Here is a 13,730-nt window from a genome sequence, read left to right on the forward strand (position 1 = left end):
AAACTTCTCTACGCTTCAATCACTGAATCGAATCACTGGACCGCTAGTTTACCAGCAACACTTCCCTTCAGCCATCGATCCACCTATCATAAAACTGTCGCCTGAGTTACGTTAAACGAGAATTGGTTCAGGCCACTTTAGCCCGCTCCGGTATTGACCGGGAATATCACGACAAGTCCATCCGGTTACCTCACTTCAGATTTGCTCTGTCCATGTCCCTGCTCAATCCCACACTTCTATTGGCACTCCCGCTGGCGATCATTCCAGTCCTGTTGCATCTACTGCTCCGCTCCAAACCAAAGCGGATGGCGTTCCCCGCCCTGCGACTCATTCAGTCCCGCCGCAAATCAAACACCCGACGATTCCGAATGAAGCAATTCTGGTTGATGCTCTTGCGAGTCATCGTGATTGCCTTCTTTATCTTATTGCTCGCTAGACCTTCTCTGCCCGCTGCGAATTACACTCCGAACTTATATGAATCACTCATGACTTTCGGTCTCGTCGCAGCCGCTGTTGGTGCCTGCTGGGGCCTGAAGAAATTATGGGAGCGTCGTAAGCTCCCCCGTCATCAAATCGCTTACCGACAAACGATGTCACGCTCCATTGCAGGTGTAGCTGGCGTGATACTCTTTCTGCTACTGGTCATCTGGCCGTATGCGCATCGACTTCGCGCGGAACTGACCAGTCCTCGCCCGATCGTTTCAGAGAACATACCGAGTGCGGCGATATTCCTGTTCGACACCAGCTTAAGCATGGAATACCGATCCGAAAGCGATACCCGTCTCGATGTCGCTCGGAAGATTGCATCGGAACATCTCGATCAGTTACCTAATGGCAGCCGAGTCGCGATTACAACGAATCAGGATCAATCGGCGATTCTCTTCCAGATCGACAAAACCACCGCCCGCGAACATATGTACGACTTGGAACTCGCCCCCAGTACGGTCAAGTTAAACACACGACTTTGGGACTCTCTCTCCTTTCAGGAACAGGACCGCGAACGGATTGGAACGGAACAGAATGAGACTGAAGATGAAATCACCGACCGATATATTCGAGAGGTTTATCTGTTTACCGATCTCTCGCGTAACTCTTGGGATCTAGCCGAACAGCAATATTTAAAAGGGGAACTCGAACGGCTCGAATTCGTCCAGGTTTACCTGATTGACGTCAGTAAACAGGAGCCGAAGAACATTTCGCTTTCGAACATTCGCTTGCAAAATAAAGAGTTTCTGAAGAGCCAACCGATCTCAATGTCAGTCACCGTTCAGGCAGAGCGTCAAACCGATATAACTCGCCAAGTGGAACTGTATACGGAGAACAGTTCGGGCGAGATGGTCCGCAGGGCAGCACAGGAAATTCAGATCAATGCCGGGACACCTCAATCCGTGGAACTCTCTTATGTCCCGGAGGATGCTGTTCTAGATTCTAAAACAGACGAAATAAACAACGAAACAAACTATGACTGGCAGGAAACGGTTCAGGGAGAAATCCGACTAAACTCCACAGACGCGATGACCTTCGACAACCAACGCTTTTTTACTGTGAACAGACGCTTGCCGCCGAAGGTATTAATCGTCTCCGGCGCGACTGGAGGCGGCCCGATCCTTCAGGACGTGCTAGCCCCGGGTGAATTACGGAAGAACAATAAAGCCCCTTACCGCTGTGATCTGGTACGACAGGAAGCCCTCCTCGATATGTCATCCGAGAAGCTACAGTCGTACGACAACATCTGCCTAGTCAGTGTTCGCCAACCTCGAGAAGAAATCTGGAGCCGGCTGGAAAGTTATGTCACCGCGGGTGGTGGCCTCTTTGTAGTAGCCGGTAGTTCCAGAATCGATCCCGTCGAGTATACCACAGACGCCGCATTGGCCGTACTGCCTGCGGAACTCAAAGGGTTCATTGAATTTGAACCACCCGAGTTTATCGACTTTGAAGCGGGCAAAAACCATCCTCTGCTCAAACCCTTCGATCAGTACGGTAGCTTCGGTGATCTTCCCGCAGCCCGGGTCAACTGGTGCTGGTCCGTCGCGCCCCATCCCTCGGCAAACGTCATCGCCAATTATACTTTTAACAAACCTCGTCCAGCAATCATCGATCGAGTTCTGGGACGCGGTCATTCCATGATGTTAACAACCTCGGTTGACCGTGGTGAATGGAGTACCCTCGCTCGATCATGGTGGTTCCTGGTGCTTGCCGATAAGATTATGGACTACTCTGCGGGAGGCAACGAACTAATGCGGAATTATATGGCCGGTGAAGCCGTCGTACTGCCCCTCCCTGCTGATGAGAAATCGGCCAGTTACCTACTGCGACAGCCCAACCTGAAACAGCTTCCATTAACAGCAGATACCGAGAACAATCTACTCCTCATTCGAAACACGGAAACGCTCGGACATTACCAGGTATTACAGAAAAGTGATCTGACTGCCCCGTTCTTCCAATACAGCATGAACATAGCCGACGCGGAGAGTAATTTCGATCCGATTACAAGCGACGAGCTCGACAGCTTGCTTGGAGAAAAACGATATCAACTCTCTCGGTCAATTAACGAATTAACGCGACAGGTCGGTCTCGGTCGAATTGGTCAGGAAATGTTTCCAATGGTCCTCGGACTGCTGTTCGCCTTCTTCTGGGGTGAGCACTTTATTGCCAATCGATTTTACGATCACGAACAAACTCCCCTGGTCTGATTCAGAAACAGAACTCCCCCCGCGCGATAGAATTCGAACAATTCATGTCGATTATGTTTGAGCCAGTTTGGAATCTCCCCATCGCGGTGGTCGTTATGATCGCCACGATCGCGCTGGTTCTCTGGACATATCCTCCTCGAGTTCAGCATCACCCGCCACTGACGCGACGCTTTCTTATTACGCTCCGTCTCGCTGCCGTGCTCGTACTCTGCATCGCCATGTTCCGTCCCAGTATTGTCATCGAAAATGAGGAAGAGACCGAACAGGGTGAAATCATCGTATTGGCCGACTCGTCCCGCAGCATGGGAATTAAAGATGGTGCCGGTGGGTTGAGCCGTCGTGAAGTGATGCTGGAGTCCGTACGAATCATTGAAGGACAGATCGCTGATCAGGAAAACTTAAAGCTGCAAACATACAACTTTTCAACAGAACCTGAACCTGTCGCAGATATGACCGCTGACCAGACTGAAGGTTCTCAGACCTCCCTGGGCGCGACCTTACGCTGGATTAAACAGGAATCGACGCAGAAAGATATTCGCTCCATCCTGATTCTTTCCGACGGTGCCCAACGAGCAGTCGCACCATACGACATTGATCCCCTTCCTGAAGCAATGCAACTCGGAGCGAGTCAACTGCGTGTCCACACCATCCCTTTCGGTTCAACTGGCTTCGCCGACAACGTCTCCGACCTTGCCGTTCAGGATGTCCAGATCTCCGATGTCGGGTATGAAAAGAAAGTCGTTCCCGTACGTGTTCGGGTTCGTGCTGTCGGTGCCGCAGGAAAAACGATTCGAGTAAGAATGCTGGTGGAAGACCGCCGCGGAGTGAAGCTGGGCGAAGCCGGAAAAATGGCTCCTGCACTGGCGCAGGAAGGAGCTACCCCGTTCGCCGATATCCCTATCCGCGAAGAGAGTGAAACGGTGACCGCCGAGCTGAGCTGGTTCCCCGAGTTTCCTGGCGAATACAAACTTGCCTTTGAAGCCGAACCTCTCGATGGAGAGATTCAGACCAGTAACAATATCAAACACTCAATGACCACCATCTTGAAAGGGGGCGTGCGCGTCGCCTACATCGATCGAGTACGTCCAGAGAACAGTGCCGTACGAACCGTCGGTTCCGCTCAGAAGATTCAGATCGATACCTTCTGGATAACTATGGGCAAACTGATTAAACGAGCCAACATTTCTCCTAAAGTATTCGCTCCGCAAGAATACGATGTCTTTATTCTGGGCGATGTCCCCGCTGATCTACTTGATCCAGACTCGCTTCAAAAATTGCGGGACCGGGTCGATGAAGGTGCCGGATTGTTGATGATGGGCGGCCTGCAAAGTTTTGGTGGTGGAGGGTACGCCAACACCCCTCTCGAAGAGGTACTCCCGGTGATGATGTCACCCGCTCAGAAACAAATCGAATCGAATCCAAGCACAGAGAATCATCTCGTCGACCAATTAAAAATGGTTCCCACCGACGCAGGTCAGTTCCACTTTCTGATGCAATTAGGCAATGACAATGATTCAGTCTGGCAGAAACTTCCCAAGTTAAACGGAGCAAATAAAATTGTTCCCAAGAACAACTTCGCCGAGATCCTCGCTGTAGACGAACAGAATCATCCGCTATTGATCAGTCAGGATTACGGAGCAGGCCGTGTTCTCGCTTTCGCCGGAGACAGCACCTGGGTTTGGGTTCTACAAGGTCACTTTGAGGAGACTCAACGTTTCTGGCAGCAGCTTGTTCTTTGGCTGGCTCACAAGGAAGCCGACACCGATCAACCCGTCTGGGTAAAAGCCACGCCTCGGATTCTTTCGTCAGGTCAGCGAGCCGCCTTCCAGTTTGGTGCACGAGACGAGACAGGGAAAGCGATCTCAGAGAATGTTCAATTCACCGTCAATGTTAAACAACCTGGTGGAGAGATGGTGGAAGTCACACCACGACAACAGAGCAATCGATTCCTCGCTGACTTTCAGGAGACTGTCCAACCGGGAGACTACTGGGTGCAGGTGCAAGCTCTACGAGACAATCGCCCGCTGGGGTATAGTGCCTGGGGTCGATTCCAAGTGGAAGAGACCGACCTCGAACTCGACAATCCCGCCGCCGATCCAGGAATGTTACAACAAATTGCCTCGGCCACCGGCGGTTCCTTCGTCGAACCAGAGGAACTGCTAGCCTTCATGGAACGCCTGGAACAAATTGAACAGGAGACCGACAATCAGGAAACGATTCGTTTGTGGGACAACTGGTGGTTTCTCCTCCTGTTCGTCCTCCTGATGTCGAGCGAATGGACACTCCGAAAAATGAGAGGCCTTGTTTAACCGTGATAGCATCAGTGACGAGGGTCTGAAACCATCATAACGGTTTTCCGGATCCGGGAATCCAAGCAGACAGGGAAATCGAGGAAACCTGCCCGAAGAATGATTTTTCAGGAAACATTGGCCCGACAGAGGTCGTCTAAATAGAATAGAGGGTGGATATCTCCACCCGCATTACATGGACATTAGACCACACTAGTACACATCCACATTCCATCACACCCCTTGGGGCAATATGGCTACCACGTCGCAACCAGAATCACAGCAATATGTCGACTTCGACGAGTACGTTGAATTCCAATTGCAAAAGATCCGTAAACAGGTCCGCGGGCACGACTTGATGCTCTCGACGCTCACGCTGTTCACATTTTTGATCGGTTACCTGTTTGTCTTTGCGATCTTCGACCAATGGATCATTCCGGGTGGATTCTCTTACTCATTAAGACTCTTATTGCTGTGCTCCTTCGTAGGAGGTGTTTCAGGTTGGCTCTGGTTTCGAATTTGGCGGCCCTACCGCCAGCAAATCAATGACCTCTACGCGGCTCGCGTAATCGAAAAAGCGGTCCCCGATTTAAAAAGTCGTGTCCTGAACTTGATCGACTTACGTCACACCGATCGCAAACCAGCGCCGGGTATCCTCAAAGCGATGGAAAAGCAGGCGGCTCTTAAACTTTCCAATGCTGATCTGGAAGAAGTCATTGATAGTCGTCCAGTGCTGCACGTCTCTTACGCGCTGTTCGCGATCCTGCTCATCTTTTTCCTGTATATGCTGTTCAGTCCAAAAAATGTATTTCCAAGTGTCTGGCGCGCGCTCTTTCCCACCGCCGACGTAGCCGTCGCCACTGAGACCCGAATCGAGTCTGTCGATCCGGGGAGCACGACTGTTTACGAGTATTCTGATCTACTCGTAACCGCCATCATCTCGGGCAAGGTACCGGAAGAACTGACACTCATCTATTCGACAACCGATCAGACCTACGTCGATGAACCAGTCAAACTAAGACGAACCGAAGATGCCTTGCCCACTTTCCAGGGCCGCATTGTGGGGCAGAACGGGGAGGGAATCCGGCAGGAATTCGTCTACTCCATTCAGGCAGGTGATGTCACTTCGGAAGAATATACGGTCGGAGTGATTGCCCCCCCACAGGCTACGCTCGATTCCGTCACGCTGAAACACCCTGACTATACGCAGCTAGCGGATCGAACTCAGCCATCGGGCCATATCGATTCCTGGGAAGGAACCATCGCCCGACTCACGGCACACACGAATACGAAAGTCGCCACCGCGGAAGTCGTCTTTTCCGATAGCGAAAGTTTCGATGCCACGGCGGAACGATTCGCGTTAAAGGTAAGCGACGATGGAGTTAAACTCGACGGTTCCTGGAAGCTCTCCCTGCGTACGGACGGAACTCATCCGCTCTACTACCGCATCTCCTGTAAGACGGTAGAAGGGCAACAGAACAGAAACCCGATGACGTTTCGTTACCGCGTGAGACCAGATGAAGCGCCTGTAGTCCGCCTGTACGATCCATCCGAAGACATCGAAAGCCCTGCAAACGCGACGGTCCCGTTGATGTTCAAAGCCGAGGATCCCGACTTCAAATTGAGCCGAGTCCGCATCTTCGTCGAAAAAGAAGGCGAAGAGATCTACCGTGAAACGATTCTCGATCAGCCCCAGAAAATGATCGAAGGACGATATCTTCTGTCACTTAAGAACCTGGCGCTCAGTCCGGGTGATGTCGTCAGTTACTACATCGAAGCGGAAGACAACAAACAACCAGAGCACAACAAATCAACTACAGGTAGTTTGAAAATCACCGTTGTAGACCGTGTTCCAGAACGTGAAGCGGAAAAACAACTCGACGAACAGAAGAAACAACAGGATCAGCTCCGTGAAGAACTGCAGGAGCAACAGGAACAAGAACAACAGCAGGAGGGCCAACAACAAAACGAAGAAGGGGGCGAGCAGCAACAAGATGGTGACTCGCAGCAGGGTGGGGAGCAGCAACAGGGAGCGGATGGCCAGCAGGACCAACAGCAGCCTGACGCGGAAGGGGCAGAGCCTCAACAAGACAATCAACCGGGCAATGAGGAAGGACAATCCTCAGAGAATTCGGCTGAGAACAATCCTCAACAGGAAAATAGCCCCCCAGAAAACCAACAGCCAGGGGAACAACCCAAAGGGGATAGCACAGATCCTCAGAATGGACCAAATGGAGCTCAGAATCAGCAACAGAAAAACGAGGCCGACCCCAATTCCAAACAAAACCAGGCGGAGCAGGACCCAAACGGGAAGCAAAATCCTGACAAAAATCAACCCGCTCCTGAACAAGGGGATCAGCAGACCAGAAATAATGATCCGAACGACGCCCCCGGCAAAGGTGAACAGAACCAATCCCCTTCCGACTCATCACCAATGGGGTCCGATGAAAAGTCGGAAGGCGCTGAAGATCCGCTGAACCCCGACAGCGAAGAAGATCAGGCGGAATCTCTCAAACGATTGCTGGATCACTTCAACGAAGAGAATCAGAAGCAGGATAAGTCGTCTAAGCAAGACAAGCAGAGTCCGCAGAAAGAACCATCAAAACAATCCGAGACACCCCAGTCCAAACAGGAACAACAGCCCGAAGAAAACGAGGACGGTAAGACTCCCAAAAACGATCCTCAAAAAGAACGTAAAGAAGATTCGTCAGAAGAACAGAAAGCAAACGAGAAAAAACCAGAACCTGGCTCTGAACAACAACAGGATCAACCCGCTTCCAAAACAGAACCAGATAAAGGGGTGCAGAAAAACCAACCCGCAGAACAGCAAACTCCTGCCGAAGATGCCCAGAAACAACAACAGGGCGAACCGGGTGCTAAAAAGCAGGAACAGCCCGGTGCAAAGTCGGACGAGCAGAATCAGCTGGAGTCTGCGGCCAACGACGAAAACGGTCCTGACGAAAAGCAGGATCCGTCAAATAACTCTGCCGCGGAACAGCAAAACTCACCGGACAATCAACAACCCGGCGAGCAACAACCAGGCGATCAGAAACCGAACGAGCAACAGCCGGGTGAGCAAAAGCAGGGTAAAGAGCAACAAGGCGATCTACAGAAAGAACAGCGGAAGAAATCGGATTCCCCATCTTCTACCGAGCAGTCTAAAAATTCCGAGCAATCACCGGACGGCTCCGAACAACAGAATCCGCAAGGACAATCTGAACCCAAAGAGCAGGGACAGAAACCGAACGACCCGAATTCCCCTGATCAAAATGAAGGGGGGAAACCTCAGTCATCTGATTCGAAACCGAGTGGAGATCAACAAAAAGAAAAACCGGACAGCGATCCGGCAGATCAACCCTCTCCAGATCAACCCTCTCCAGATCAACCCTCTTCAGATAAACCACCTTCAGATGAAAAGCCGTCAGGTCAACAACAACCGGGTCAAAAACCGTCTGACGACCAACCGCAAAACGGAGAAGCCGATAATAAAAAGAATGACGCTACTTCTCCGAAGTCGAAATCAACTGACCAGAACGAAATAAAATCCGAAGACCAGAATAATTCGGACAGAGAGGACTCAGCCGAAAAACAGGACCAACAGGGCGAACAGCAGAAAAATCAGGACGGTTCCCAAAAGGGTGAACAACAGCAGAAAGAAGGTCAGAAACCTGACCAACCGCAACAGGGCAATCAACCCGCTCAGGGGGCAGGTGCACAAAAACCTGAGGGGGGTGACCAACCACAACAGGGTAAGGGAGAGAGTCCCTCTTCAGATCAAAGCAAACAACCGCCGCCGGAGCAGAATCAGCCTGGGAATAAAGAATCAACCAGTAATTCTACGAAACCACCAACAACCGGTGGAGGTTCTGGATCAGGGAGCGCTGCCAATGGTTCTGGTGAAGGAGAAACGGCAAGCGATACGGTCCCTTCTGAAGTGAATGCCGAAGATGCAAAAGAGGCGGCGGAACTTGTTCTTAAGAAACTGGACAACCAAATCAAACGGGGCGAAGTCGATCAGGACCTGCTCGAAAAACTAGGATGGACCGAATCTGAACTGCAACGGTTTACGGAGAACCTGAAGAAACAACTCTCCCAACCCGCAGCGGAGACGCCGCGTGAACGCGCGCGTCAAACCCAATTTGAAGAGATGCTGAAATCACTCAATCTCAAAAATGAATCGCGTTCCAGCTCAGGAGATCAAATCCGCAAATACAACCAGACTGGGATTAACATTCAGCGTACTCCCGTCCCCGATCAATACCGGGAACGGTTCGAAGAATTCAACCGCAGCCAGTCGCGGAGCAAAACACCGAAGCCGTAAAATAGGCAGCGGCAAATTAGAAAGTAGCCTCGATACTTAGAAGGAGGGAGCCCGCTGGGCAGGTTTCGGTTTATCTTTCTTCCCCGAATCAGGATTCTCTTCTTTAACAACCTCTTCAGGATCGTCAGAGTCCGTGTCGCTGGTTTTACGGATGCTTAAAGTCTGTAACGTTTTCGTAACACTGTCGGTCAGCTCTCTCGATTCTCGCGAGCTAAGTCCACCGGCGGGTAATACCCACATGATCACTACCGACTTGCCATCTTCGGTTCGGGCATTAAGTTGAATCTCAACACCGCTCGACGCAAAACCGTTTACAGCAACACCGGGTGAGAACCGCATCTCGTTATAGTCGATCGCTCGTGTGTACAAATCCCGCCCGGGGTAAGATTCTGCCAGCCAGGAATTTGCACTTTCAACGCTCATGTCAGCAGCGAGGCGATTGTACACGATATCTCGAAACGGAAGATCATTCCCTTCTTCACCAAAAGAGGTTTGGCCCAACACGTATAAGCGGACTGTGAATTCCTGAGATCCATCTCCCGCCAGACTGACTTCATAGTTTCTTTTCCAAGCCCCCAGCACGCCCGGAAGTTCTCCCTGATAAAAGCCGGGAATATTGATCGGTTGTCGTTCATCCACTCCCTCAGAAATGATATTTCCGTCCTCGTCTTCTTCCTGGGTAGGTGCAGATATCTTCTTGAATCCTTTCGGTGGACGAATCTGAATCCCTTTCAGGGGCTCACGGCTTTTCCATTCGCCATCCAGCAGAGCTTCCGTTTCGTTGATATAGGCATAGTAGCCGGAAGTTTCATTCAACCGGGCATCATAGGTAGCCTGTCCGCACCCCAAGGTGGCAAAACAGAAGGCAAACAGCAGAAGTGAACGGAGCATAGTTATCCCGTGAGGTATTTGACCCGAATGGTTTTTTGTAAGAAGGGAAATCATCACAACCGATATTGCAAAGAGACAGGAAAGATACAGGCAAATCGATTCCGCAGTCGGTCGCTTTTACAGCTGAAGGGATAGGCTTTTCAGAACAAACTGAAAGTTGTCCTGACAAACAGGAACCCAGACCACATATCAACAGCTGGAAGAAATCCAACAGTCGTCTTGATTATAAACGGAGAAAAGCGGCAGGATAAACACCTCACCTCTGTTTTCGTTCTCAGATTCCGAATTCATCTTCGATTTCGCGTATCCAGTTTTCCTGCTTTCCCTGAGGCTTCCGTGTCTTTTTCAGGTGATCCGCCTCCGGAATGTCGCCAAACTCGGCTAGCCACATATCGACTTCCTCTTCTGGTACAGCTCCGGCACTGCCAGTCGATTCAGAGTGCCGCATGACTCCATCCTGATGAATTTCGCGTTTTTCCAACCAAGGGACAAAGTCTTCGCTGTCGATCGCGATCCCTTTCCGTTTGCGAATTGCCTTGTGCAATCGATGATCGCTGGAGATGACCTGAATCTGTCGTGGTGCGGAATGTTCGGCAACGAGTTCTTCGATCAACGTGTCGGCATCTTTATTTGACGCCGCATAGATCACCTTCATTCCCTGAAACATCTCCTGATGATCATTTCGATGTCCGGCTGATTGGGCGTCAAAGACGAGCGTTGCTGTAGCCAACTCGGAAGTGGCAAGATGCGAGGCCAGCCAGGTAATAAAGCGGTTACGGAATCTCTCCAGATCGCCCGGACCATAGCGTTCTCGCGCCATGCCGGCGGCGTGCATCAGGTTGTACCCGTCGATCAGCCGATAGGTTTTTGCCATCGTGATTGTCTCCCGACAGCTATTTCAGTCTGGAGTCTATCCTGAAACAGAGGTTTAGTTGATCTCGAATCGACAAGATTGAGTAAGACCCGCCAGAGGGTTTCAGGACAGCTTACAAAGTGCGTGGTAATCCATTGACGATTATTGTCTTGATTCTACCGCGCAGCTCCCATCCGGCGAAAGGACTGTTTTTACTGAGCGTTTTGAACTTGGTCACATCTACTGTCCATTGCTCGTCCGGATTGAAAATCGTCACATCGGCATCTGCTCCGTCGCGTAACGTTCCTTTTTGTTCCAAGTTCAAAATCCGGGCCGGCCCTGCAGTCAGTTTATCGATCAACTGCAGCCAGGTCAGATGTCCCGGATCGATCAAGGTTTTGATACAGAGAGACAAAGCCGTCTCCAGGCCCACAATTCCAAACGGAGCCTGATCTACCTCGACATGCTTCTTCTCATCAGCATGAGGTTGATGGTCGGCCGTGATGGCTTCAATGGTGCCATCCTGCAGCCCCTCAATCAGTGCCGCTATTTGATCTTTATCCCGCAAAGGAGGTGATACTTTGTAGTTTGTATCGAACTTTTCCATTTCAGCATCGGTTAACGCGAGATGGTGGGGGGTGACATCGGCAGAGATAGCGATGCCAGCCCGCTTCGCATCTCGAATATGTTCCACCGCAGCGCGGGTCGAGATGCACATTTCATGAACTCGCCCCCCCGTAAGTTCCACCAGGGCGATATCGCGAGAGACCATGATTTCTTCTGCGGCATTAGGCATACCACGCAGTCCGAGTTTCATCGAGTGAAAGCCTTCATGCATCACCCCCGATTCCACCATCTCCGGAACCTGTGGGTGATGAAAAATCGGTCGATTGAACATCCGCGTGTATTCCAGCGCGCGTCGCATGATCTCACTGTTCGCAACTGATTTTTTACCATCTGTGAACGCGAGCACGCCGCCATCGACAAGTTGGCCAATTTCGGCCAACTCTTCGGAGTCGTTGTTCTTGGTAATCGCTCCCAGAGGAGAAACATGGCAGTACCCTGCCCGCTCCGCTTGGAGATGAATAAACTCCGCCGCAGCCCGATTATCCACAACCGGTTGAGTATCGGGCAAAGTGCAAATCGTGGTGAACCCCCCGTGTATCGCGGCGTTCGAAACTGAGGCAACCGTTTCGTCCTCTTCATCGCCCGGTTCACGCACAGCGACATGCGTATCAATAAACCCCGGCGTGACAATGCAGCCCGCCGCTTCAATCACTTCATCCGCCGCCACGTCTTCATCGAGAATCCGGGTAATTTTTCCATTCTCAATGAACAGGTTCGCCGTTCGATCCAGCTTTTGTGAAGGATCAATCAGTCTCCCCTGACGAATCAGAATGCTGTTCATGAAGACAACCGTTGGTCTAAAAGGAAAGATAATGCGCGGGGTATTCCGCTTTCGATTTAAATTAAGTCTATTCGACGAATGTCTGCGAACCGGTGAACCGGTTTCAATTCAATTCTGCCGTTAATTATTCTGAGAGTATTCGTGTAACAGATGCAGGCAGGCCATCCGTATCAATAAGCCATTGGAGACTTGGTCGATAATGACCGACTGATCCCCGTCAGCCACCGCGGGAGTCAGCTCAACTCCACGGTTGATCGGCCCCGGCGCGAGAATCAATGCGTCCTTTTTGGCCCGCGCGAGTCGTTCGCTATTCATTCCAAACAGATGTGCGTATTCCCGAATCGAAGGGAAAAACGCCCCCCGTTGACGCTCAAACTGAATCCGAAGGAGATTGATGCAGTCTGTTTCCGGAAGAACCTCATCGAGGTTATGAGAAACTTCGACACCCAGTTCCGTGATCCGTTGGGGAATCAAGGTCGCTGGACCGCAGACAATCACACGGGCACCCAATTTGGTCAGCCCCCAGATATTCGACCGGGCAACGCGGCTGTGGAGAATGTCTCCCACCAATGTCACTGTCAACCCGGCAAGAGAACCACGATGTTGGCGAATCGTAAAAATGTCGAGTAAAGCCTGTGTCGGATGCTCTCGAGTTCCATCACCTGCGTTGAGCACCGGAACTTTCAAATGACGGGCAAGAAGCTGAGGAGCTCCCGGAGTTCGATGGCGAACGACCACTTGGGAAACGCCCATCGCTTCGATATTGCGAGCCGTATCGATGAACGTCTCTCCTTTAGAGAGACTGCTGCTGGCGGCAGTGAAATCGACGGTATCTGCGCTCAGGCGTTTGGCGGCCAGACTAAAACTGGTTCTGGTGCGGGTCGAGGGTTCAAAAAACAGATTGGCGATTGCCGTTCCATTCAGAAAGTCGAGCTTGGGTTTTCCCGAATCGGCCAGAGCTTTGAACTCAGCAGCGCGGTCAAGAATAATGGTGATTTCTTCAGCAGTGAGTTCTTCCAGTCCCAGAAGATGCTTTTTCGACCAGCCTTGTGTCATCTATTTATCCAACGAAGGAAAAGTTCTGGGAATAGACCACCGTAAGCCTCTATTAATAAGGCCGGTGGTCCCGCGAGCCGCACGGGCTTATCGACCCGGCGAGCATCACTCCGTTGGTCGCTGATCCTACCAAGGCCTCCCGCTTGCATCAATGATGAGCCCGACAGAGAATCGCCTGCGAATCTAATTTAGTCTGAAGGAGACTATAAACGGTCCCGAA

At 51.3% G+C, this 13,730-nt stretch carries 7 protein-coding genes; 3 read left to right on the forward strand and 4 right to left on the reverse strand.

Annotated features, from left to right (window positions below; genetic code table 11):
• Nucleotides 1-212 precede the first annotated feature (212 nt).
• From Pla110_RS15000 to Pla110_RS15010, 3 genes are all read left to right on the forward strand, one after another.
• Nucleotides 213-2,693 carry a vWA domain-containing protein gene (locus Pla110_RS15000; RefSeq protein ID WP_144996645.1) on the forward strand — a complete coding sequence of 827 codons (2,481 nt, stop codon included), beginning with the start codon at nt 213-215 and terminating at the stop codon, nt 2,691-2,693.
• Nucleotides 2,694-2,737: 44 nt separating this feature from the next.
• Entirely contained in the window at nt 2,738-5,002 is a 2,265-nt protein-coding gene (locus Pla110_RS15005; protein WP_144996647.1) for a glutamine amidotransferase, read from the forward strand.
• Between the two features lie 232 nt (nt 5,003-5,234).
• Entirely contained in the window at nt 5,235-9,302 is a 4,068-nt protein-coding gene (locus tag Pla110_RS15010) for a hypothetical protein (protein WP_144996649.1), read from the forward strand.
• 36 nt (nt 9,303-9,338) lie between these two features.
• Here the strand turns inward: Pla110_RS15010 and Pla110_RS15015 are convergent, their stop codons facing one another.
• The 4 genes from Pla110_RS15015 to Pla110_RS15030 all read right to left on the reverse strand — a co-directional run bounded on the left by Pla110_RS15015 (nt 9,339) and on the right by Pla110_RS15030 (nt 13,510).
• Nucleotides 9,339-10,193, reverse strand: coding sequence for a hypothetical protein (locus Pla110_RS15015; protein ID WP_144996651.1), 855 nt, complete (start codon nt 10,191-10,193; stop codon nt 9,339-9,341).
• A gap of 274 nt (nt 10,194-10,467) precedes the next feature.
• Nucleotides 10,468-11,067 (reverse strand): NYN domain-containing protein, encoded by a 600-nt coding sequence (locus Pla110_RS15020; RefSeq protein WP_144996653.1) that lies wholly within the window; start codon nt 11,065-11,067, stop codon nt 10,468-10,470.
• Between the two features lie 112 nt (nt 11,068-11,179).
• Nucleotides 11,180-12,454, reverse strand: a complete 1,275-nt coding sequence (locus Pla110_RS15025; RefSeq protein WP_144996655.1) for a dihydroorotase — start codon at nt 12,452-12,454, stop codon at nt 11,180-11,182.
• A gap of 120 nt (nt 12,455-12,574) precedes the next feature.
• Complete coding sequence (locus Pla110_RS15030; RefSeq protein WP_144996657.1) at nt 12,575-13,510, reverse strand: aspartate carbamoyltransferase catalytic subunit; 936 nt, start codon at nt 13,508-13,510, stop codon at nt 12,575-12,577.
• Nucleotides 13,511-13,730 lie beyond the last annotated feature (220 nt).

Source organism: Polystyrenella longa, assembly GCF_007750395.1.
In the GTDB taxonomy this organism is placed as follows: domain Bacteria; phylum Planctomycetota; class Planctomycetia; order Planctomycetales; family Planctomycetaceae; genus Polystyrenella; species Polystyrenella longa.

Bases quoted from the DNA above. Each gene is read 5' to 3' on its own strand.
- Pla110_RS15000 (WP_144996645.1), top strand. From the start codon at position 213: ATGTCCCTGCTCAATCCCACACTTCTATTGGCACTCCCGCTGGCGATC.
- Pla110_RS15005 (WP_144996647.1), top strand. From the start codon at position 2,738: ATGTCGATTATGTTTGAGCCAGTTTGGAATCTCCCCATCGCGGTGGTC.
- Pla110_RS15010 (WP_144996649.1), top strand. From the start codon at position 5,235: ATGGCTACCACGTCGCAACCAGAATCACAGCAATATGTCGACTTCGAC.
- Pla110_RS15015 (WP_144996651.1), bottom strand. From the start codon at position 10,193: ATGCTCCGTTCACTTCTGCTGTTTGCCTTCTGTTTTGCCACCTTGGGG.
- Pla110_RS15020 (WP_144996653.1), bottom strand. From the start codon at position 11,067: ATGGCAAAAACCTATCGGCTGATCGACGGGTACAACCTGATGCACGCC.
- Pla110_RS15025 (WP_144996655.1), bottom strand. From the start codon at position 12,454: ATGAACAGCATTCTGATTCGTCAGGGGAGACTGATTGATCCTTCACAA.
- Pla110_RS15030 (WP_144996657.1), bottom strand. From the start codon at position 13,510: ATGACACAAGGCTGGTCGAAAAAGCATCTTCTGGGACTGGAAGAACTC.